19 protein-coding genes are annotated in these 20,270 nt (G+C 50.5%); 8 read left to right on the top strand and 11 right to left on the bottom strand.

Going from position 1 to position 20,270, the window contains the following annotated elements; translation table 11 throughout:
- The first annotated feature begins 278 nt into the window (after positions 1-278).
- Complete coding sequence (locus HV352_RS16410) at positions 279-1,172, top strand: PocR ligand-binding domain-containing protein (RefSeq protein ID WP_181634895.1); 894 nt, start codon at positions 279-281, stop codon at positions 1,170-1,172.
- On the opposite strand, the gene cobA is transcribed toward HV352_RS16410, so the two are convergent.
- Positions 1,151-1,939: a uroporphyrinogen-III C-methyltransferase gene (gene cobA / locus HV352_RS16405; RefSeq protein WP_181634894.1), complete on the bottom strand. Its 789-nt coding sequence runs from the start codon at positions 1,937-1,939 to the stop codon at positions 1,151-1,153. The genes HV352_RS16410 and cobA overlap by 22 nt on opposite strands.
- A 405-nt stretch (positions 1,940-2,344) precedes the next feature.
- Here cobA and HV352_RS16400 point away from each other — a divergent pair, with 405 nt between their 5' ends.
- Positions 2,345-3,247, top strand: a complete 903-nt coding sequence (locus tag HV352_RS16400; RefSeq protein ID WP_016152298.1) for a LysR substrate-binding domain-containing protein — start codon at positions 2,345-2,347, stop codon at positions 3,245-3,247.
- A gap of 82 nt (positions 3,248-3,329) precedes the next feature.
- On the opposite strand, the gene cobO is transcribed toward HV352_RS16400, so the two are convergent.
- The 10 genes from cobO to glmS form a co-directional block, all read right to left on the bottom strand.
- Complete coding sequence (gene cobO / locus HV352_RS16395) at positions 3,330-3,932, bottom strand: cob(I)yrinic acid a,c-diamide adenosyltransferase (RefSeq protein ID WP_016156012.1); 603 nt, start codon at positions 3,930-3,932, stop codon at positions 3,330-3,332.
- Positions 3,933-3,941: 9 nt separating this feature from the next.
- Positions 3,942-5,594: a class I fumarate hydratase gene (locus tag HV352_RS16390; RefSeq protein ID WP_016152300.1), complete on the bottom strand. Its 1,653-nt coding sequence runs from the start codon at positions 5,592-5,594 to the stop codon at positions 3,942-3,944.
- A 58-nt stretch (positions 5,595-5,652) separates the two neighbouring features.
- The gene (gene glsA, locus HV352_RS16385) at positions 5,653-6,654 is read right to left on the bottom strand and encodes a glutaminase A (protein ID WP_016152301.1); all 1,002 of its coding nucleotides are present in this window, start codon (positions 6,652-6,654) and stop codon (positions 5,653-5,655) included.
- Positions 6,655-6,779: 125 nt separating this feature from the next.
- A complete protein-coding gene (locus HV352_RS16380) occupies positions 6,780-8,084 on the bottom strand; it encodes a dicarboxylate/amino acid:cation symporter (RefSeq protein ID WP_016152302.1) in 1,305 nt (434 codons plus the stop codon).
- Positions 8,085-8,252: 168 nt separating this feature from the next.
- Positions 8,253-8,570, bottom strand: coding sequence for a DUF4387 domain-containing protein (locus tag HV352_RS16375; RefSeq protein ID WP_016152303.1), 318 nt, complete (start codon positions 8,568-8,570; stop codon positions 8,253-8,255).
- Positions 8,567-9,937, bottom strand: a complete 1,371-nt coding sequence (locus tag HV352_RS16370; RefSeq protein ID WP_016156013.1) for an acyclic terpene utilization AtuA family protein — start codon at positions 9,935-9,937, stop codon at positions 8,567-8,569. The genes HV352_RS16375 and HV352_RS16370 overlap by 4 nt, the downstream gene beginning before the upstream one ends.
- Before the next feature lie 3 nt (positions 9,938-9,940).
- Positions 9,941-11,182, bottom strand: coding sequence for a methylaspartate ammonia-lyase (locus tag HV352_RS16365; protein ID WP_016152305.1), 1,242 nt, complete (start codon positions 11,180-11,182; stop codon positions 9,941-9,943).
- Positions 11,182-12,627, bottom strand: coding sequence for a methylaspartate mutase subunit E (locus HV352_RS16360; RefSeq protein ID WP_016156014.1), 1,446 nt, complete (start codon positions 12,625-12,627; stop codon positions 11,182-11,184). Before HV352_RS16360 ends, HV352_RS16365 begins: the two co-directional genes overlap by 1 nt.
- An 18-nt stretch (positions 12,628-12,645) precedes the next feature.
- A complete protein-coding gene (gene glmL / locus HV352_RS16355; RefSeq protein ID WP_016156015.1) occupies positions 12,646-14,034 on the bottom strand; it encodes a methylaspartate mutase accessory protein GlmL in 1,389 nt (462 codons plus the stop codon).
- Positions 14,034-14,483, bottom strand: a complete 450-nt coding sequence (glmS, locus tag HV352_RS16350) for a methylaspartate mutase subunit S (protein ID WP_016152308.1) — start codon at positions 14,481-14,483, stop codon at positions 14,034-14,036. Before glmS ends, glmL begins: the two co-directional genes overlap by 1 nt.
- A gap of 1,217 nt (positions 14,484-15,700) precedes the next feature.
- Between glmS and cydA the strand changes: the two genes are divergently transcribed.
- The 6 genes from cydA to tolQ all read left to right on the top strand — a co-directional run bounded on the left by cydA (position 15,701) and on the right by tolQ (position 20,269).
- A complete protein-coding gene (gene cydA / locus HV352_RS16345; RefSeq protein ID WP_016152309.1) occupies positions 15,701-17,269 on the top strand; it encodes a cytochrome ubiquinol oxidase subunit I in 1,569 nt (522 codons plus the stop codon).
- 15 nt (positions 17,270-17,284) lie between these two features.
- Positions 17,285-18,424 carry a cytochrome d ubiquinol oxidase subunit II gene (gene cydB, locus HV352_RS16340; RefSeq protein ID WP_016152310.1) on the top strand — a complete coding sequence of 380 codons (1,140 nt, stop codon included), beginning with the start codon at positions 17,285-17,287 and terminating at the stop codon, positions 18,422-18,424.
- A gap of 14 nt (positions 18,425-18,438) precedes the next feature.
- A complete protein-coding gene (gene cydX / locus HV352_RS16335; RefSeq protein WP_003022970.1) occupies positions 18,439-18,552 on the top strand; it encodes a cytochrome bd-I oxidase subunit CydX in 114 nt (37 codons plus the stop codon).
- Positions 18,552-18,845 (top strand): cyd operon protein YbgE, encoded by a 294-nt coding sequence (gene ybgE / locus HV352_RS16330; protein ID WP_016152311.1) that lies wholly within the window; start codon positions 18,552-18,554, stop codon positions 18,843-18,845. The genes cydX and ybgE overlap by 1 nt, the downstream gene beginning before the upstream one ends.
- A 330-nt stretch (positions 18,846-19,175) precedes the next feature.
- Entirely contained in the window at positions 19,176-19,580 is a 405-nt protein-coding gene (ybgC, locus tag HV352_RS16325) for a tol-pal system-associated acyl-CoA thioesterase (protein ID WP_181634893.1), read from the top strand.
- Positions 19,577-20,269 (top strand): Tol-Pal system protein TolQ, encoded by a 693-nt coding sequence (tolQ, locus tag HV352_RS16320; protein WP_016152312.1) that lies wholly within the window; start codon positions 19,577-19,579, stop codon positions 20,267-20,269. Before ybgC ends, tolQ begins: the two co-directional genes overlap by 4 nt.
- Position 20,270: the final 1 nt, after the last annotated feature.

Below are 20,270 nucleotides of genomic sequence, written 5' to 3'. Positions count from 1 at the left end.
TCGATTCAGATTAAAAACGGGTAATTTATTGAAAATAATGAAGTTAGGTGTTGGGTGTTGCGAAAAGAGTCTCACAAGAGAGTGTGAAGATTCGTTAATCTTTGAGAAAGCGAAGTCGCGGTGTGCTGCAGAGTATTATCGTGGTTGCTATAATTTTCTTGCCAATTGATCATAATCATCTGCACAAATGAGATTATTTTTTGCGGTGAGCATCATTCTTTCCTGAGGCTAATTTTTGCATATTAGCGGCCTTAATATTATTAATGCCGGAGGATAACGTGCCGCTGAAAATCCAGGATGACTATTTACACCGTTTTTTCTCTATCGCAGAACTCTTCTCCCGAGCCACTGGGTTAGCCACAGTCGTCGTTGATATTAACGGTATAGCGTTGTCTGAATGTCATAATTTTAATTCGTTTTGCACATCAATGCGTGCGGATGAGCGCTATCGAGCAGGTTGCCAAAAGTGCGACAAGTACTGTGCTTTTGAGGCATTAAAACAGCTTAAACCCAGAATACTCACCTGTCATGCAGGGCTAAGCCTGTTCTCGATGCCATTAATTCATGAGGGACACCTTTACGGTTTTATTATCTGCGGGCAGGTGCGGGTAAAATATCAGGAATATAAAACTATCGCTATTGATAACAAAAACTCATGGATTAATAACCCCGAAATTAAAGCAGAGTGGGGCCAGTCTGCGATGGTGGATAATAATGTACTGGTGGCGTCAGCAAATTTGTTAAGTTTTATTGTTGATAATTTTGAGAAAGAACAATTGATCTCTGAGAAGATTGAGGTTCCGGCAACCCGTTACGCTCATCATTATTTCACTGAGCCTTCACGTCACGAGAAAAAACTTATGGCGGCGCTGCGTTATATTGACGAGAATTTGTATGGTGAATTGTCTCTGGAATCTGTCGCGGCTCATGTGTGCTTAAGCGCGAACTATTTCAGCCGTTTTTTCAAGAAACGCCAGGGTGTTAATTTTAAAACCTGGGTGAGTCAGAAAAAAATGCAAAAAGCAGGGGAGTTATTACACGATCCGGATCATTCCATAGACAGTATTGCCAGGAAACTGCAATACGCGCAAACCAGTTACTTTTGCCGCGTTTTCCGGGCGGCGCATCAAACGTCGCCCCAGTCTTTTCGTCACGCCAGACTTTCGCAGTAAAGATTGTCTGGCAGCGGGATGGCTTCAGGTATAAAAGAGAGCCGATCGCTCAGGGTCACCACATCTCCGATTACAATCAGCGCCGGTGGTACAATATTAGCTTCCTGCGCCTTGCTCAATAATGAACCGAGCGTGCAGGTCAGGCGACGTTGATTTTCTCGGGTCGCGGACATAATTAGCGCGGCGGGCGTGTCTGCTGATTTACCGCCCATCAACAGCTCTTCACAGATAAACGCCAGATTGGCGATACCCATGACGATGACCAACGTGCCGTTAAGTTTCGCCAGTTGACGCCAGTCCTGCTGCTGATTGCCTTCCCGCGTGTGGCCAGTCACCACGTGAAAGCCGGAGGCAAAATCGCGATGCGTCACCGGGATACCGGCATAGGTCAGGCCGCCAATCGTAGAACTAATACCCGGTACAACTTCAAAAGGGATGCCCATTTCAACCAGATCCTCCACTTCTTCAGCCCCACGGCCAAATACATACGGATCGCCACCTTTGAGGCGCACAATGTTGTGGTGTGTTTGGGCATACTGGACCAGCAGTGCGTTGATTTCATCCTGGGGAACGCAATGGAAGCCTGGATTTTTGCCGACATTGATAAGCAGGCAGTCAGGTAATGCCCATTCCAAAATTTTAGGATTGACCAGCCGATCGTAAATAATGACGTCGGCCTGTTTAATGCACATCATTGCTTTGAGGGTCAGTAATGAAATATCACCAGGACCTGCTCCAACGAGCCAGACCTTTCCGAAAGTTTTCACAATGTGTCCTTTATCACGTCTGTCAAAAAATGGCACAAACGACATCAATAAATGATTAAAAGCAGTCGTTTGCCCGTAAGTTATAACGTGAAATTATCCAGGATTAGCGCATGGATAATATTGATTAATCTCGCAAAGTTTTTTCTGCAATAAACAAGAAGACTTGAAAAATTATTAAGAACTTATTGGCACTATTTACTTAGGTTTAACCTTATTTAAATTGTGTTTATTGTTGTGCTTGAGTATTATTGGTTAATATTTATCCGCCATCAGTGTGAGCAAATCATGGATTGGATCAATGACATCAATGGAGAAAATAAAATATAACTCTCGGTGCTTATCTGGGTGCTTTGAATTATTTTTTATAAATTAAACTATTTTTGTACGCTGCATATGGAAGAGGTTATGAGAGGAAAAATACCCAAGACGGAGTTGCTGGTAACTTTTGAAGTGGTTGCGCGTCACGAAAGTTATACCCGGGCAGCTGAAGAGTTGGCGTTAACACAAAGTGCTGTTTTCCGCCAGGTGAATGCACTGGAGGATTTTCTTAATACCGCGCTATTTAATCATGCCAAAAAACGTATTTTTTTAAATGCGGCCGGCAAACATTATTTAAGTATCGTTAAAGAAACGTTAAATAAACTCGAGCGCGATACGACCACAATAATGACCTGGCAACCGACCGTACAGGTTATTGAGCTGGCGGTAAATCCGACGTTCAGTACGCATTGGTTGATCCCCAACCTGCGCGAGTTTAACAAACTCAATCCTGATATTATTGTGAACATCCATTCGCTGGCGAATATCGGTGATTTTCTTAATCGTGAGTATGATGCGGCAATTATGCGCGAAGATTTCTACTCACCGTGGTCAGAGGTTGAGTACCTGTTTGAAGAGGAAATTCTGCCAGTTTGCAGCCGCTGTCTGCTGGCCGAACCGGAACGGAAACTGTCAGTCCACGAACTGCTGAACGAATACCCGCTGTTGCACCAGAGTACGCGAATCAAAGGCTGGCAGGAATGGTTTGCGCTGTCCAACGTCAGCAGTCCGCTGGTAAATAAAGGCCCGAGATTTGATCTGTTGTCGATGTTGATTGCGGCGGTCCGTTCTAATCTGGGGGTTGCGCTGCTTCCTCGTTTTGCCATTCAGCACGATCTGGATAATGGTGATATGGTCATTCCTTGCGATGTTCCAATGCGCACCGGAAACCGTTTCATTATGACGTGGCGTGAAGAGAAATCGGAGTCTGCGCATTTACAGACATTTCGTAACTGGTTGCTCAGTAAGTCCGTGGTGTCGGCTACCTGATGGTGGTTTGCGCTTTATCAGGCCTACAAAGATTGGTAGGCCGGATAAGACGCGTTAGCATCGTTATCCGGCAAAAGAACGGCTACCAGTCGATTCCAATCTGTGCCTGAATCCCGCGGTCAAACGCGTGCTTGACCGGGCGAATTTCACTGACCGTATCGGCCAGTTCCAGTAGCAGCGCATGGCATCCGCGCCCGGTCACGATGACGCTTTGCTCCGCAGGGCGATTTTCGATGGCGCTGATAACCTCCTGGGTGTCCAGATAGTGGTAAGCCAGCATGTAGGTGAGCTCATCCAACACCACCAGATCGTACTGCGGATCAGCCAGCATGCGCTTACTTTCCTGCCAGACTACCGTTGCCGCCTCGATATCCGCTTGCCGATTTTGGGTTTCCCAGGTAAATCCGGTGCCCATAATATGAAATTCGACACCGAGCGGTTGCAGCGTGTTGTACTCGCCATTATCCCACTGGCCTTTAATAAACTGCGCGATGCCAACGGTTTTTCCGTGACCAACCGCGCGCGTTGCCGTACCAAAGGCTGCGGTGGATTTTCCTTTACCGTTGCCGGTGAAGACAATCAGGATCCCTTTCTTCTCCGTTGCCGCCGCCACGCGGGTATCAACCTGTTCTTTCAGTTTCTGCTGACGCTGGCGGTGTCTGTCATTATTGGCTCGCGCTTCCATGGTGACTCCTTAATGTCCTGCCGGACAGGTTGCGCAGCGGTGCTGCTGCTCAAACTGGCTAAAGAAGTTATTGCCTTTGTCATCCACTAATACGAAGGCCGGCATATTTTTAACTTCCATCATCCACACCGCTTCCATTCCCAGCTCGGGATATTCAAGGCAGTGCAGGCTCTTCACGTACTGCTGCGCCAACAAGGCTGCGGCGCCGCCAATGCTGCCAAGGTTAAAACCACCATGTTTGCGACACGCATCCGTGACTTGCGCGCTGCGGTTGCCTTTCGACAACATGATCAGACTGCCGCCCGCGGCCTGGAAAGCATCGACGTAACCGTCCATGCGCCCGCCGGTTGTGGGACCGAGCGAACCGCAGGCCAGATTACTGGGGGTTTTAGCCGGGCCCGCGTAATAGACGATATGGTTTTTCATGTAATCTGGCATCGGTTCGCCGTTATCCAGGCGCTCTTTGATTTTGGCATGCGCGATATCGCGAGCCACAACAATCGGGCCGTTTAACGATAAACGCGTCCCAATTGGCAGAGTGGTGAGATCCTGCAGGATCTCGCGCAACGGACGATTCAGATCCAGTTGTACGGTCTGGGCGCCATTTTCTACCCGCTGTGAATCGGGAATAAATTTGCCCGGATTATGCTCGAGTTTTTCCAGCCAGATTCCGTGTTTGTTGATTTTGGCCTTGATGTTGCGGTCGGCTGAGCAGGAGAGAGCCATGGCGATAGGGCAGGAGCCGCCGTGGCGTGGCAGGCGGATCACCCGGATATCGTGGGCAAAGTATTTGCCGCCAAACTGCGCGCCGATGCCAAACTCGCGACTGGCGTTGAGCAGCTCGGCTTCCAGCGCCGTATCGCGGAATGCCTGACCCAATTCGTTCCCGCTGGTGGGCAGGTTATCGTAATATTTAGTTGAAGCCAGTTTAGCAACTTTCAGCGTCTGGTCGGCGGACAAGCCTCCAACGACGAAAGCGATGTGATACGGCGGGCAGGCGGCTGTACCCAGTGATTTCATTTTTTCGATCAGAAACGCGGTGAGCTTTTCCGGCTGCAGAATAGATTTGGTTTCCTGGAACAGCGCCGCTTTGTTAGCAGAGCCGCCGCCTTTGTTGACGAACAGGAAACGGTATTCGTTACCCGGCGTGGCGCTGATGTCGATTTGCGCCGGCAGGTTAGTCTGGGTATTGACCTCGGTATACATGTCCAGCGGGGCATTTTGCGAGTAACGCAGGTTGTTTTCGGTGAAGGTGGTGTACACGCCTTTGCTTAATGCTTCTGCGTCATCGCCGCCGGTCCAGACATGCTGTCCTTTGCAGGCCACAATGGTTGCCGTCCCGGTATCCTGGCAGTTGGGCAGGACGCCTTTGGCCGAAACCTCAGCATTGCGTAGCAGTTGCAATGCGACGTACTTATCGTTACTGCTGGCCTGCGGATCGTGCAGAATGCTGGCTATCTGTTTTAAATGTCCGGCGCGCAGGAAAAATGAAGCCTCATAAAATGCCTGCTGGGCTAATAAGGTTAGCGCTTCTGGCGCAACCTTAATCACTTCCTCTCCGTCTAACTCCGTTACCGCAACGTGCTGGTTACTCAGTAATTCATATTCGGTATTATCTTTACTCTGAACAAAGAGTTCCTGCCAGACAAATGGTTTAGACATGTTTACATCTCACCTTTTAGTTAATATGTCGGATGGCGCTCACGCCATCCGTAATTGCTTAATGCGCTAAAAAGACATTGGCTTTTGTCGCTTCGGCGACATATTCGATCGTTTTCTGGGCGCGAACGCTGTTACCGGCTTCATCCAGCGGCGGAGAATAGACGGCAATCGCATATTCGCCCGGGACAACGGCGACCATGCCGCCGCCGACGCCGCTTTTTGCCGGGATGCCCACGGTGTAGAGCCATTTACCGCTGCCGTCGTATAGTCCGGCAATCGCCATTTCTGCCAGCACCTGCGGAACATATTTTTCATTCAGCAACTGCTTGCCGTTGAATGGAGATTTGCCTTTGTTCGCCAGTACCGCCCCCATTTTGGCCAGTTGCTCAACGGTGATATCCACCGAGCACTGACGGGTATAAATTTCGACAGCTTCGTCGGTATTGCCATAGAAGCTGTTATAGGATTCCATCAGCTTCGCCAGCGCCTGATTGTGCTGGTTGGTTTCCATCTCGGATTTAAAGACCGGCTCATTAACCGTGAGCGTGGCGTCGGCCCAGACGTTCAGGTTGTCGAGGATTTTGTTCCAGCGATCGGTTTTGTCTTTGGCTTCAATCAGGCTAACGGTGCTCATCGCCCCGGCGTTTACCAGCGGGTTCTCAGGTGCGCCTTTGGTCAGCTCAACCGCTAAACCGGAGTTGAAGGGCATGCCGGTGGCATTGGCCCCGAGTTTATCCAGCACCACCTGAGGGCCGTGCTGTTCCATGGCGAGCGCCATGGTGAAGACTTTGCTCAGGGATTCCATGGGGAAGGGTTTGTTAACATCGCCAACCTGGTAGATCTTGCCGTCCACCGTGGCAATGGTGATGGCAAAGTTATTCGGGCTGTAGGTCGCCAGGGCAGGGATGTAGTCGGCGACTTTTCCATCGTGGTTACTTTTATATTTTTGATGTGCCTGGTCGATAAGCTTTGCGTAATCCGGCGTGGTTTGCGCGAGAGTCGTTGCGCTAAACAAAACGCTGAAGGAAAAAATACTCACGCCGAGAAGAGTTTTAGTCATGGTGCAATCCTGTTGGTGTGCTCATCATGGTGCCGGATGGCGGCTTACCGCCTTATCCGGCCAACGGATAGTTAAACGTTATGTAGGCCGGATAAGCGTAAGCGTCATCCGGCAAAAACGTCGTATCAGGACAACGCGACTTCTGTTTCGGTAACCGGACGTTCTTGTTCCGGGGTCTTCACTGGTGCAGTGCCACGACAACCCTGGCCGAAGTGTTCACCTTCCCAGCGACCTACAATGGCAGCACCCATTGCGTTACTCATGACGTTGGTAGCAGAACGACCCATATCAAGGAACGGATCGACGCCCATCAACAGGATCAGACCAGCTTCAGGAATGTTGAACTGGTTCAGAGTTGCGGCGATAACCACCATTGATGCACGCGGTACGCCCGCCATCCCTTTAGAGGTCAGCATCAGGATTAACAGCATGGTAATTTGCTCGCCCATGCTCAGCTCAATGTTGCACGCCTGAGCAATAAAGACGGTGGCAAATGAGCAGTACGCCATGGAGCCGACCAGGTTAAAGGAGTAACCGATAGGCAGAACGAAGCTGGCGATTTTTGAAGAAACGCCGAATTTTTCCAGCTTGTCCAGGGTGCCCGGGAAGGCGGCTTCTGAGCTGGAGGTAGTAAAGGCCAGCAGTGCAGGCTCGAGGATTGATTTGGTCAAACGCGCGATGCAAGGCCCGACTATCATGGTTGACAGGCCAATCAGGATTGCCCACAGCATACCCAGGGTCAGATAGAATTCACCCATGAAGATCCCGGCGCTGACCATCACCCCCAGACCACGTTCGGCAATCAGACCAGAAATAGCGGCAAAAACGGTCAGTGGTGCAAACAGCATGACGTAGCCCGTCAGCTTCAGCATCACGTGTACCAGTGAATCCAGAACCTTCACGATAGGCTCGGCTTTTTCACCAATCGCGGCCAGGCTGCAACCGAGGAAAATTGAGAACACCACGATCTGCAGAATTTCGTTACGCGCCATCGCATCGACAATACTGGTCGGTACCGCGTGCGAGATAAACACTTTCAGCGTGAATGGCTCTGACTTAACGGCGGCAACAGCCCCGACGTCATGTGGCACGAAGTTGATCCCCGCGCCTGGCTGGAAGATGTTAACGATAACCAGACCCAGTGCAATTGACACCAGAGAGGCGCAAATAAACAGGAAGAAGGTTTTCGAAAATATACGTCCCAGCGTTTTGGCATCGCCCATTTTGGCAATACCAACAACCAGAGTTGAAATAACCAATGGCGCGATAATCATTTTTACCATGCGTAAGAATATAGTGGTAAAAATAGAAATATCTGCTGCATAGGATTTTGCGGTTTCAGCCGCGGCCATATTATTTATGGCCACCCCGGCAATCATGCCGAGTATCAGGCCTAATATGATCATCTTCGTTAAACTTATTTTCTTCATGTGTACTCCATCGGATAAAGGCTGGTAATTGGAATTGTGTAGGGTGGCGTGCGCCTGAGCCTGGACAGCAGCTCAGACGCACGCCTGTTGTGACCAACCGCATGAATAATTCGAAGCACTGTGATACCGCTGAATTCTGTGCTCCAATGGTTGTTATTGTGTTTTTTGTTACAAGTCGAACTCAATACTTAATAATGGAGCGTGTTGCTGCGCACCATAAACATCATTGTCACCGACGTTGCCGGAAATAATATCGCGCGGCATGACGATTTTTACGGCATTCGCCGGATCGAACCACACGATATTGTGAATGAAGTCAGGTTCAACATTATATAAACTGGCAATGAGCTGCGGTGTTAATTGCTCGCAGGCTTTTACCCGCTGATAGTCTTCCCTGGTTTTAAATAAAATATCTAAAACCAGTTCGTAAGGTCCGGCGTTTTTGGAGCGAATAACCTGCGCCAGTGAACAAATTGAGTGTTTCATGCCTGAACTCCTTCTGGCGTCACCTGTTCAATGTGGAAATCAAATCGCAGCGCATCGCTCGCTTCAATCAGGTGATAGATCGAGAACTCATACACCGGTCCACTTTGAATATCAGATGGCGAGAACGGGAAGGCGAGGTTGCCCGCAGTCGCAATGCGATTTTCATAGCCGTAGTGCAGCAGGGTAGAGCGTACCAGCGAGCAAACGCTGTTGGCGATATCCTGCGTCGGCGCAACGACATCCAGTAAAATCCCCAGCTCATGACCGGCGGTTTTCATCGGTTCATGGTTGCCCATCACACCGTTCTTACCATACAGGTGGAACGTCATGCGGATACTGTCGTCATTCAGTGAGAGGTTACGCGCCACGCTTGCCTGTACCTCTTCGAGAATGGTGTCAATCCCGGCAATCATAATTGGGTCGCGCGTTCCGGCGATGGTCAGGCAACGGAAGCCAACCTGACGCGCGCCTTCCAGTTTCAACGCATACGGTGTTTCTTCATGACGTGAACCACTGACATACACTTCGCCCTCGTTAACCTGGGTAAAGGTGCACGCTTTCAGGTTCAGCACGCCGCCTGGTCCTGGCAGGAAGTACGGATCGGACTTCTCATACAGGGTGTGCGCCGCAGCGGAAGTTTCAGTGAACTTACGCTTGGGATTGAACGCCTTCAGCGTAAAGCCGTTGTCATCAATGATCCCCATCGCACAATCTGAGCCGGAGCCAGGGGTGGCGGCAATGGCAGCACACTCAAGGATCTTCCCGCAATGAAGTGCCAGACCTTCATCAAAGCCCTGCATTATTGGCAGCGCGGCGAAGCAGGCCGGATCGTAGGCACGTCCGCCCAGCACCACCTGCGCGCCAGCTTCGAGCGCACGCTGAAAAGGCTCGACGCCCATCTGCGCGACAATGTAGGTGCTCTCTTCAATTGCATCGTGAGTCAGTTCAGGCACAAAATCGAGCGCGGTGATTTTGCCGTTATCCAGCGCCTGATGAACGATTTCTTTGTCGACATCAGACGGGATTAACGCCATTGAGAAGGACAGTTTTTCTTCCTGTGCGATCTCATGGATTATCTGGCGACACCACTCCAGATGCGGAGCTGCGCCAGAACCACCGGCCGTGCCGATCACTACCGGGATGTTGTTCTTCACGCCTGCCACGATCATATAGCGCAGATCGCGTTTCACACCGGCCCGGTCGGTAAAGGGTTTACCCGCCCCCAGATAGTGGGGGCCTGGATCGGAGGAACCTGCGTCAACAGCAATAAGATCCGGTGACTCTTCCATGGCTTTACGAAAACTTTCTTCCGGGAAGCCATAACCCAGGATAGCCGTAGGCGATAAGATCTTAAATGTGCGTGCCATCTCTTAATCCTTAGTTTGCAACAGCGCGATGGTGCGGTTCATTTCGTTAAACACGATGTTGAGACCTTCATCGAAACCCATACCCGGCTTGATCAGCATGCGCATTGGACGCGCAGCCAGCGCGACGTGTACGCAGGTACGCGCACTGATTTCCGTTTCGTTACAGGTACCACCCTGATAGGCTTCCATTCCGTGTTTGTTGCAATACAGCACCGCATCGACGATGTTGTGAATACCGCCCAGATCCGGGGTCTTGATCTGCACCATGTGGCAACTGCCCGCGTCGGTGAAGTCCACGATATCCTGATAGGTGTTACACCATTCATCCGCAACAATTTTCACGCCGGAACCCAGACGGGTAAGCTCCTGAGTGATCTCGGTGAGCATGCGGATCTGATCCGGCTTGTTACCGGCATCTACCGGGCCTTCAATGTACAGCGGCAGGCCTTGAGCTTCGGCTTCCAGGCTGGCGATATATTCGGCGCAACGCACCGGATCCATATCGAAGATCAGACCGATGGTGCCGTAGACATCAATATGCAGCGTCGGGTGATAGGTTTCGTTGGTGCGCAGGCTCAGGATGCGGTTAGACAACCAGCGGACGTACTCACGCAGTTTTTCGCCTTTGAAGCCCAGCTTCTCTTCTACGTTATTGATCAGCGCATGCGGCAGGACGTCCACACCTTTGAGGATCATCTTGTCGACGGCGATATAACGGTCGTCGCCGCTCTGGCCAAATAATGGAATGGCTTCCGGGACGCACGGCAGTTGCCATTCATCACAAACCACTTCTGCTTTCAGACGACCGGTAGCCAGTGCCGCCGCGTCGAGCAGCGCTTGAGACAGACCATAACGTACGGCGGTATGCAGCAGATGGCCGTCAATACGCAGTTCGTCAAAGAAACGGGCGTTGGTCAGGAACGAATCAACGTCACGGCCTTCCAGCAGCGGTTTGATGTGATCGTTAAGGAACGGAATGAAGTTTTCAGCCAGGAACAGCGGATCGCGTCCACCTGCACCTGAATATTGCACCGCTGCACAATCGCCCACCGCTACCGCGCCGTTTTCCAGAATCAGCTGTACGGATACGCATTCACCCGCCTGACGAACAGATGTAAATCCAGGCGTTACCGGAGCGCCGGTATAGATAAACCCGTCATGACCGGCGCCGTTTTTGATGGCCTGCTGATCGTCAAAATAAAATGAGGAGTAGCCAGCTGTGAAAAGGGCCTGTTTAATTTTCATTATGGTCTTCCTATTAATTTACTGTGGGATACGGCGTTGATGTCATCAATGACCATCTGGAAAGAAGGCTTGCGGCCTTCGAAATGCGCGCGCTCTGCGACGTAGTCGTGGTGCAGGGCAAGAATGTCTTTCGGCAGCGGAACGGCACCGGCTTCGAGAATACGGATGGCGCCTGTGTTATCGCGAACAGGCAGGATCTTACCGGCATTACAGGCGGCAGGCGCGAAAGGTACATCCAGTACGCCTGCTTCAAAGGCCAGCACCGTACCGCGCGCAATGTCGCCATTGCCCAGTTCGAAGACTTTCTTCAGCACCGCGCGGACTTCGCTCTTAATCAGATCAACTTCCTGCTCCACGGCAGCGCACTGCGGGAATTTCTGGTCGCTGACCATGTTGAGCATCTGGCGTGAAGCTTTCAGACCCTGGGCGTTCGCTGCCGCCGTTGGGATACCGAACGCTTCGTGCGGGCTTTTGGTGATCACTTTGGTGGCACCTGACATACCGGCAACCGCTGCGCCCCAGGCGATAACGGAGAAGGCTTTTGCTTCATCTTCCGGGAATCCGCCCATCCACTGGTGGAAAACGGTACTCAGTTCGTAATCGTCAAAGCCGTGGTTATGGAAATATTCGTGGGAAAGTTCACGCAGCGCCTGAATCGCTGCAATATCCTGCGTTAGGCTACCGACCTGGCCGTAGCCAACGGTAATTGACTTGACGCCTTGTTCCAGAGCCAACAGACCTTCGATAATCGCCACCGAGTGGGACATAAACGGCGGGATCAGGGTGCCGGTCAGTGGGCCAAATGGTTCACGGTTGATACGAATACCGTTCTCTTCGTACAGGCCCATCAGGCGGTCGCAGTACTGCCAGTCGCGGATGGATTTTTCCAGAGTGACACGTTTAGCGTAAGGAATGTTGTAGGAGATGCCGCCGCCTTCGTAGCTGGTAAAGCCACTGGCCATGGCGATTTCTGCCAGCAGGCGCGCATCAGGCGTGCCGTGACGAACCTGGATCGGTTTTTCCAGCGCTTCAGTCATACGACGGCAGGCAGCAACCCCGTGATTGACGACCGGTAAACCATTCAGCTTGGAAGTACCTGCTTCGATAGATTTCTGGATCCCGACAGCGGCTTCTTCATAGCGGTTCAGACGGGTATAGGCATCGATAGTACTCGGCAGGAGGTCGCACTCTTCCTGCAATGTTTTGAGCAGCGCAATATGCTCATCCATTAATGCTACGCCTGCGCGCGGCTGGCTCAGGGTTTTCCCTTCCTGATCGGCCTTCAGCAGAGCAAGGGAGAAGCGCTTTTTATCCGGAATTGATTGCTGGTACTTCACGCCATCTTCGAAGTTCTCAACGTCTTTGCCGGTTTCCCAGGTTTGTAATACCTGATGCCTTTCGGTCATGAATTCGTCATGGGTCAATTTTTTATTTCGAAGTTCCATTCGTAGCTGCCTTAAGTTTTATAGGGTTAAACACTGAATGCTGGTGCGAGCAGCGGCTTGCGGGTACAGCCTGGCGACGTTTGCCAGTAGCGGGAGCAGGCCATTTGAATCGCGGTAATACTCAAACTGATTCGGTAACAAAATTCTTTTACCCTGGTCGTCCAACTCCCGGTATTTGAGCCAGTTATGGATATCGAACTGGCTGGCGCGAGAGAGCCATCCCCCTGAACCGACGACTTTGCGTACGGTGGTGAGATCGCGACCCATCTGTAAATCCACGTTACCCACGCAGGTGCAAACCTGCTTTTTAGTGCCCGCGTGGCGCTCAGCGGCATAGCCCACGCACAAACCTGCCAGCAGGGTGTCGAAATATTTCTCCTCCTCGCTGAGCGGCAGGTAATCCGGTTGCCCCACCAGATGACGCAGATAGCGGTAAAACGCTTCCTCGCGCTGCGGTTGTTGGGCGAAGATGACTTTCACCATATCCTGCGTACTTTCTCCCACCACGACGGCGGAAACGCGCATTCCCAGGTCGCCTTCAACGGTACGTTTGACGAACGGTTCAGGAACACCATGCAGGACGGTATCGGGGGAGAGGGTATTCGCGCTGGCCGAATAGACATCCGTGGTGGCTCCGCCCATATCAATCAGCATGAATTCCTTCCATGCGCTGTCGTAATCGCTAATGGCTTTGACTAACTCATATACCGTCCATGGCGTCGGCATTGGCTCTTCGCCGGTTTCGCCGACGATGACGTCCAGACCTTTACCTTTGACAATGCGTGACAAGAACACATCGCAAATCGCCTGGCGCGCGGCAAACGGATTCGGGTGATCGAGGTCAGGCAGAATGTTGTCTACCGTGGTCAGATCTTTATGTCCCAGAATCGTTTGTATTTCGTCCTGAATGTCCCGGTTTCCGGCGTAGATAATGGCGCAATCAAGCGTTGAGCCTGCCAGCGCGTGCGCATTCGCAAGGCCGTAGCTTTCTTCGCCACCGTCTGTACCGCCGGTAAACAACAGAATGTCTGGCGGTGATGATTCCAGCTCCTGGATGTCATGCCGGTTCAGTTTGTACGAATAATATTGCGCGATTTTCGCTCCTGCCGAATGGGCGGTAACTTTTGCTGATTCCAGCGTAATGGAAGGCACCAGCCCCATTGCTGCAACGGCGAGCCCACCCTTGGCCGAGGAGGAGTATTTCAACTGCACTTCACCACTTTTCAGTAACGGGCGAGCATCGGCAACGTTCAGCACCTGATTCAGGCTGGCAAAAAAACCGTCTGCCAGATGATGTGTGGTGGTTGGGGTCAGGACATGGTTTACCAGGGTTAATTCCTCGCCTTCATGGGCGAAGAGGGCAGCCTTGGTCCATGTCGAGCCGATATCGACAGAAACTGTTTGCATCAGATAGCCTCTTCCAGGCAACGCTGCTCGAGGCCATTGTGTTGGCGAATATCATTGGTGATAAGCGCGCAGACATCTTCCAGGTCGTGGCTCGGTGCGAAGACGCGGTTAAAACCCATCTCCTTAAACTTCACTTCCACATCGCCGAAGTCATGTTTACCAACTACCAGGTTGCCACCGACGTACAGCAGAATGTCGCCGAGGCCGCGTTCGATGCAGCGCTCACGTAACCCGAGGCAGTCAATGTCGCCATGACCGTAGATAGAGGACACCACGATGGCATCGGCGCCTGTTTCAATCGCGGCATCAATATATTCATCCTGGCTCACCATCACTCCGAGGTTGATTACGTGAAAATCATGAGCAGTAAAAACGCGATCCAGAACTTTATTACCTACTGCATGGCAGTCAGCACCGATGACGCCAATAACAAGTGTAGATTTCTTCATGGGTAATCCTCTGTAGGGCTGATGGTCAATAAGTGAAAATTATTTTCTAATATTTAGAACATGGTTTGTGACAACCTCTTAATAGGGTCGGAGTTTCTGTGTAAGCGGAAAAGGAAGCAATTGATCTATTTTCAAAATATCCTGCGCAAAATGATTATTATATTTTTTATTTGTAAAAATCCTTGTTTATCAGGTGGTTGAATGTTGTTTTTGCGGGTTTTTTTAATTTACCAGGAAAATGACGAATAAATGACTTGCCATGTTTGTGATCGAAATCTTATTTTGTTGTGCGTCTCATTCATGTGTCATTTTTTATAATTTAAAAAATTATCTTTACTAAATAACTTGTGAACGGGATAACGGTTTTTTATTTTTTAATCTTATATGACATAATTATATTTTGTTAAATTTAAGATAAAAATGATAATGAATTGTTTGTGGCATATTTAAACGTTGCCACATAAGAGAAAAAGAGAAGTGAGTGATAACTTTCAGTGATGCTTTAAGCGAAACGCCTGCGCTGTGCTGAAGACGTCAAACCCAATGCGTCTGTCAATGAGGGACGCTTTCGCTTCCATTTGAGATAGTTACATCTTGGTGTTAATTATAAGTAAAATTTAAATGAATAATTTGTATGAAATAACAATTCCATGACTTGCTAAACAAAAAACTGTGAGCTACCCAGCAATAGTGACTCTTTATCTGCTGGCAATTTTGTCAGTCGGGCGGGTTAAAAGATCGTGTAGATTTAAATAAATATCCTATCATTTGTAGTAACGGCAATTACTCATTGAAAAACATACCGTTAACATAGCATTCACTAGTCACCTGACTGTTAAACACTATTAACATTAAATTTGAAAATTGATTTAAATCAATGTTTAAAACTTGGTAAACAGCCTTAAAAGAGGTTAAATTGCTGCAGATCAAATTGGTCTGAAAGTGATAAATTAGCTATAAATTGATCACTATCGAAAAATGCAAATTTACCTCGATAAAAACCTGTTTATTGTAAGGATTTTACGGCGTAATATAATTGCGGGATCAATTTGAGTGTTTTATTAACATGTTTGTAACCTTTCATCATTGTCCTTTCTTCAAATGAGAAGAAAGAGCAGCGGCGGAGGGAAGCAGATAAATTTGTATTGGGGCATGCGTGTGACCCTTTCTAACGGGGTTCACTCTCGGAGTCTTCATGCGATGAGCAAGGAGTCATGATGTTAGATATAGTCGAACTGTCGCGCTTACAGTTTGCCTTGACCGCGATGTACCACTTCCTGTTTGTGCCACTGACGCTAGGTATGGCGTTCTTGCTGGCCATCATGGAAACGGTCTACGTCCTTTCCGGCAAACAGATTTATAAAGATATGACCAAGTTCTGGGGCAAGTTGTTTGGTATCAACTTCGCTCTGGGTGTGGCAACCGGTCTGACCATGGAGTTCCAGTTCGGGACTAACTGGTCTTACTACTCCCACTATGTAGGGGATATTTTCGGTGCGCCGCTGGCGATCGAAGGTTTGATGGCCTTCTTCCTCGAATCCACCTTTGTAGGTCTGTTCTTCTTCGGCTGGGACCGTTTGGGTAAAGTCCAGCATATGTGCGTCACCTGGCTGGTGGCCCTGGGTTCTAACCTGTCCGCACTGTGGATTCTGGTTGCGAACGGCTGGATGCAAAACCCAATCGCCGCGGATTTCAACTTTGAAACCATGCGCATGGAGATGCTGAGCTTCTCTGAACTGGTGCTCAACCCGGTAGCACAGGTGAAATTTGTTCACACTGTGGCATCTGGTTATGTTTGTGGCGCGATGTTCGTTCTGGGGATCAGCTCCTACTATATGCTGCGCGGTCGTGACTTCGCGTTTGCTAAACGTTCTTTTGCAATCGCCGCCAGCTTTGGTATGGCTGCTATTCTGTCTGTTATCGTTCTGGGTGATGAATCCGGTTACGAAATGGGCGACGTGCAGAAAACCAAACTCGCTGCTATTGAAGCAGAATGGGAAACGCAGCCTGCACCGGCTTCCTTTACCCTGTTCGGTATTCCGGACCAGGATGCGCAGGAAAACCATTTTGCGATTCAAATTCCTTATGCGCTGGGCATCATTGCCACCCGCTCTGTTGATACACCGGTCATTGGTCTGAAAGACCTGATGGTGCAGCACGAAGAGCGCATCCGTAACGGGATGAAAGCGTATCAACTGCTGGAAGAACTGCGTGCAGGAACTACCGATCAGGCCGTTCGCGACCAGTTCAACAGCATGAAGAAAGACCTGGGTTATGGTCTGCTGCTGAAACGCTATACGGATAACGTCACCGACGCGACCGAAGCGCAAATTCAGCAGGCAACGAAAGATTCTATTCCTCGCGTTGCGCCGCTGTACTTCGCTTTCCGTATTATGGTGGCGTGCGGCATTCTGATGCTGGCAATCATCGCAGTGTCCTTCTGGACCGTGATTCGTAACCGTATCGGTGAGAAAAAATGGCTGCTGCGCACCGCGCTGTATGCGATTCCTCTGCCGTGGATTGCCATTGAATCCGGTTGGTTTGTTGCAGAGTACGGCCGCCAACCGTGGGCGATTGGTGAAGTGTTACCAACAGCCGTAGCAAACTCTTCGCTGACCGCTGGCGACCTCATCTTCTCGATGCTGTTGATTTGCGGCCTGTATACCCTGTTCCTGGTGGCTGAACTGTATCTGATGTTCAAGTTCGCACGCCTTGGGCCGAGTAGCCTGAAAACCGGTCGTTATCACTACGAGCAGTCCACTGTGACTTCTCAGCCGGCACGCTAAGACAGGAGTCGTCAAATGATCGATTATGAAGTATTGCGTTTTATCTGGTGGCTGCTGGTTGGCATTCTGCTGATTGGTTTCGCGGTCACTGATGGCTTCGACATGGGGGTGGGCATGCTCACCCGTTTCCTCGGTCGTAATGATACCGAGCGTCGAATTATGATTAACTCCATCGCCCCGCACTGGGACGGTAACCAGGTTTGGCTCATCACCGCGGGTGGCGCACTGTTCGCTGCCTGGCCGATGGTGTATGCCGCTGCGTTCTCCGGTTTCTATGTGGCGATGATCCTGGTACTGGCGTCTTTGTTCTTCCGTCCGGTCGGTTTTGATTACCGCTCCAAGATTGAAGACATGCGCTGGCGCAACATGTGGGACTGGGGCATCTTCATTGGTAGCTTCGTTCCACCGCTGGTTATTGGCGTGGCGTTCGGCAACCTGCTGCAAGGGGTTCCGTTCCACGTAGACGACTACATGCGTTTGTACTACACCGGTAACTTCTTCCAGTTGCTGAATCCGTTTGGTCTGCTGGCGGGTGTCGTGAGTGTTGGGATGATCATCACCCAGGGCGCGACCTATCTGCAGATGCGTACGGTAGGTGAACTGCATCTACGTGCGCGTGCAACGTCGCAGGTTGCGGCACTGGTCACTATGGTCTGCTTCGCGCTGGCTGGTGTGTGGGTGATTTACGGTATTGACGGTTATGTTGTGACCTCAGCACTGGATCATCATGCCGCCTCTAACCCGCTGACCAAAGAAGTGGCTCGCGTGGCTGGCGCATGGATGGTGAACTTTAACAATGCACCTATCCTGTGGCTGGTTCCTGCACTGGGCGTGGTTCTGCCGCTGTTGACCATCCTGACTTCTCGTATGGAGAAAGGGGCATGGGCGTTCGTCTTCTCTTCACTGACGTTAGCCTGCATCATCCTGACGGCTGGTATCGCAATGTTCCCGTTTGTGATGCCATCCAGCACCATGATGAACGCAAGTCTGACCATGTGGGATGCAACGTCCAGCCAGCTGACGCTGAATCTGATGACGTATGTAGCTTGTGTGTTCGTTCCGATCATTCTGCTGTACACCGGCTGGTGTTACTGGAAGATGTTCGGTCGCATCACCAAAGAAGATATTGAAAGCAACACCCACTCTCTGTACTAAGTAAGGAGCTTAAAATGTGGTATTTCGCATGGATTTTGGGAACGCTTCTTGCCTGTGCATTTGGGATAATCACAGCGCTGGCGCTTGAGCACGTTGAATCAGGCAAAGCCGGACAAGAAGATAGCTGATGACCAACATTATCGCGATGCAGTATAACGCGATGGATAAGCGCCCCTTGCGGGCGCTTTCCTTTGTGCTGGCAATCGTGTTGGCTGGCTGCATATTCTGGGATCCGTCACGTTTCGCGGCCAAAACCAGTGAGCTGGAAATCTGGCATGGTCTCCTGCTGATGTGGGCGGTCTGCGCAGGCATCATTCACGGCGTTGGTTTTCGTCCTCGCGCCGTACACTGGCAGGGCATTTTCTGCCCGCTAATCGCGGATATCGTCCTGGTTGTTGGTCTGATTTTCTTCTTCTTTTGAATAAGAAACATCCTTAAATATTTATGGGCTTGCATAAGCCCATAAATTTTTACTCTCCGTTTACTTTCCCCCATTCCAAACCACCATTCCCGCGCGTATAGTAGCGAAGTTTGAAAGCATTAACCTAAGGTTGTGCCCTGGAGTTGTGTGCGGTGGCGACACTGGACCATCAGGACGCAACTTAATTGCATTACCGGGATGTAAAGTGAATACAGCGCGATATACAACGACATTCTTGAAGCATCGCGGCGGCAAGAACGCGAGTCACCAGGCGCTTACAAAGTTAAGCGACCGGTGTGAGTGGGCGAAGCCAACAAAGAGGCAGTAAGAATGAACAAGTATATGTTTCGATGGCCGGTTCGTGTCTACTATGAGGACACCGATGCCGGAGGGGTGGTTTACCACGCCAGCTACGTCGCTTTTTACGAAAGAGCACGCACAGAAATGCTGCGTCATCATCACTTCAGTCAGCAGGTCCTGTTGGCCGAACGTGTAGCCTTTGTGGTGCGCAAGATGACGCTGGAGTATTTTGCGCCTGCCCGGCTCGACGATATGCTCGAAGTCCAAACCGAAATTACGTCAATGCGTGGCACCTCATTGGTTTTCACGCAACGCATTGTCAACGCAGAGAACACCGGGCTGAATGAAGCCGAAGTTCTGATTGTTTGCGTTGATCCACTCAAAATGAAGCCTCGTGCGCTTCCCAAGTCTATTGTCGCGGAGTTTAAGCAGTGACTGACATGAATATCCTTGATTTGTTCCTGAAGGCAAGCCTTCTGGTTAAACTTATCATGTTGATTTTGATTGGTTTCTCAATCGCATCCTGGGCCATTATTATCCAGCGGACCCGTATTCTTAATGCGGCTTCACGTGAAGCCGAAGCATTTGAAGACAAGTTCTGGTCCGGCATTGAATTGTCGCGCCTGTATCAGGAAAGCCAGGGACGTCGTGATAATCTGGTGGGTTCGGAACAAATTTTCTACAGCGGATTCAAAGAGTTTGCTCGTCTGCATCGGGCGAATAGTCATGCGCCGGAAGCGGTCGTTGAGGGGGCATCCCGTGCGATGCGTATCTCGATGAACCGTGAACTGGAAACGCTGGAAACGCATATTCCATTCCTCGGCACCGTCGGCTCCATCAGCCCGTATATCGGTCTGTTCGGTACCGTTTGGGGGATCATGCACGCATTTATCGCGTTAGGCGCGGTAAAACAGGCAACGCTGCAAATGGTCGCACCGGGTATCGCGGAAGCGTTGATTGCAACGGCTATCGGTCTGTTTGCGGCAATCCCGGCGGTTATGGCTTACAACCGACTGAATCAGCGCGTGAACAAGCTGGAACTGAATTACGACAACTTTATGGAAGAGTTCACCGCGATTCTGCACCGCCAGGCGTTTACCGTTAGCGAGAGCAACAAGGGGTAAG

The organism is Citrobacter sp. RHBSTW-01044 (assembly GCF_013781945.1).
Taxonomy (GTDB): Bacteria; Pseudomonadota; Gammaproteobacteria; order Enterobacterales; family Enterobacteriaceae; genus Citrobacter; species Citrobacter braakii.
Note: the sequence above shows the minus strand (reverse complement) of the source record. Positions and strands in the feature narration are given on the sequence as shown.

Coding starts and splice junctions, on each gene's coding strand:
- HV352_RS16365 (WP_016152305.1), bottom strand. CDS start 11,182: ATGAAAATTAAACAGGCCCTTTTCACAGCTGGCTACTCCTCATTTTAT.
- cydA (WP_016152309.1), top strand. CDS start 15,701: ATGTTAGATATAGTCGAACTGTCGCGCTTACAGTTTGCCTTGACCGCG.
- cydX (WP_003022970.1), top strand. CDS start 18,439: ATGTGGTATTTCGCATGGATTTTGGGAACGCTTCTTGCCTGTGCATTT.
- ybgE (WP_016152311.1), top strand. CDS start 18,552: ATGACCAACATTATCGCGATGCAGTATAACGCGATGGATAAGCGCCCC.
- HV352_RS16375 (WP_016152303.1), bottom strand. CDS start 8,570: ATGAAACACTCAATTTGTTCACTGGCGCAGGTTATTCGCTCCAAAAAC.
- cobO (WP_016156012.1), bottom strand. CDS start 3,932: ATGGAAGCGCGAGCCAATAATGACAGACACCGCCAGCGTCAGCAGAAA.
- HV352_RS16390 (WP_016152300.1), bottom strand. CDS start 5,594: ATGTCTAAACCATTTGTCTGGCAGGAACTCTTTGTTCAGAGTAAAGAT.
- HV352_RS16400 (WP_016152298.1), top strand. CDS start 2,345: ATGAGAGGAAAAATACCCAAGACGGAGTTGCTGGTAACTTTTGAAGTG.
- HV352_RS16360 (WP_016156014.1), bottom strand. CDS start 12,627: ATGGAACTTCGAAATAAAAAATTGACCCATGACGAATTCATGACCGAA.
- glsA (WP_016152301.1), bottom strand. CDS start 6,654: ATGACTAAAACTCTTCTCGGCGTGAGTATTTTTTCCTTCAGCGTTTTG.
- glmS (WP_016152308.1), bottom strand. CDS start 14,483: ATGAAGAAATCTACACTTGTTATTGGCGTCATCGGTGCTGACTGCCAT.
- ybgC (WP_181634893.1), top strand. CDS start 19,176: ATGAACAAGTATATGTTTCGATGGCCGGTTCGTGTCTACTATGAGGAC.
- HV352_RS16380 (WP_016152302.1), bottom strand. CDS start 8,084: ATGAAGAAAATAAGTTTAACGAAGATGATCATATTAGGCCTGATACTC.
- HV352_RS16370 (WP_016156013.1), bottom strand. CDS start 9,937: ATGGCACGCACATTTAAGATCTTATCGCCTACGGCTATCCTGGGTTAT.
- cydB (WP_016152310.1), top strand. CDS start 17,285: ATGATCGATTATGAAGTATTGCGTTTTATCTGGTGGCTGCTGGTTGGC.
- glmL (WP_016156015.1), bottom strand. CDS start 14,034: ATGCAAACAGTTTCTGTCGATATCGGCTCGACATGGACCAAGGCTGCC.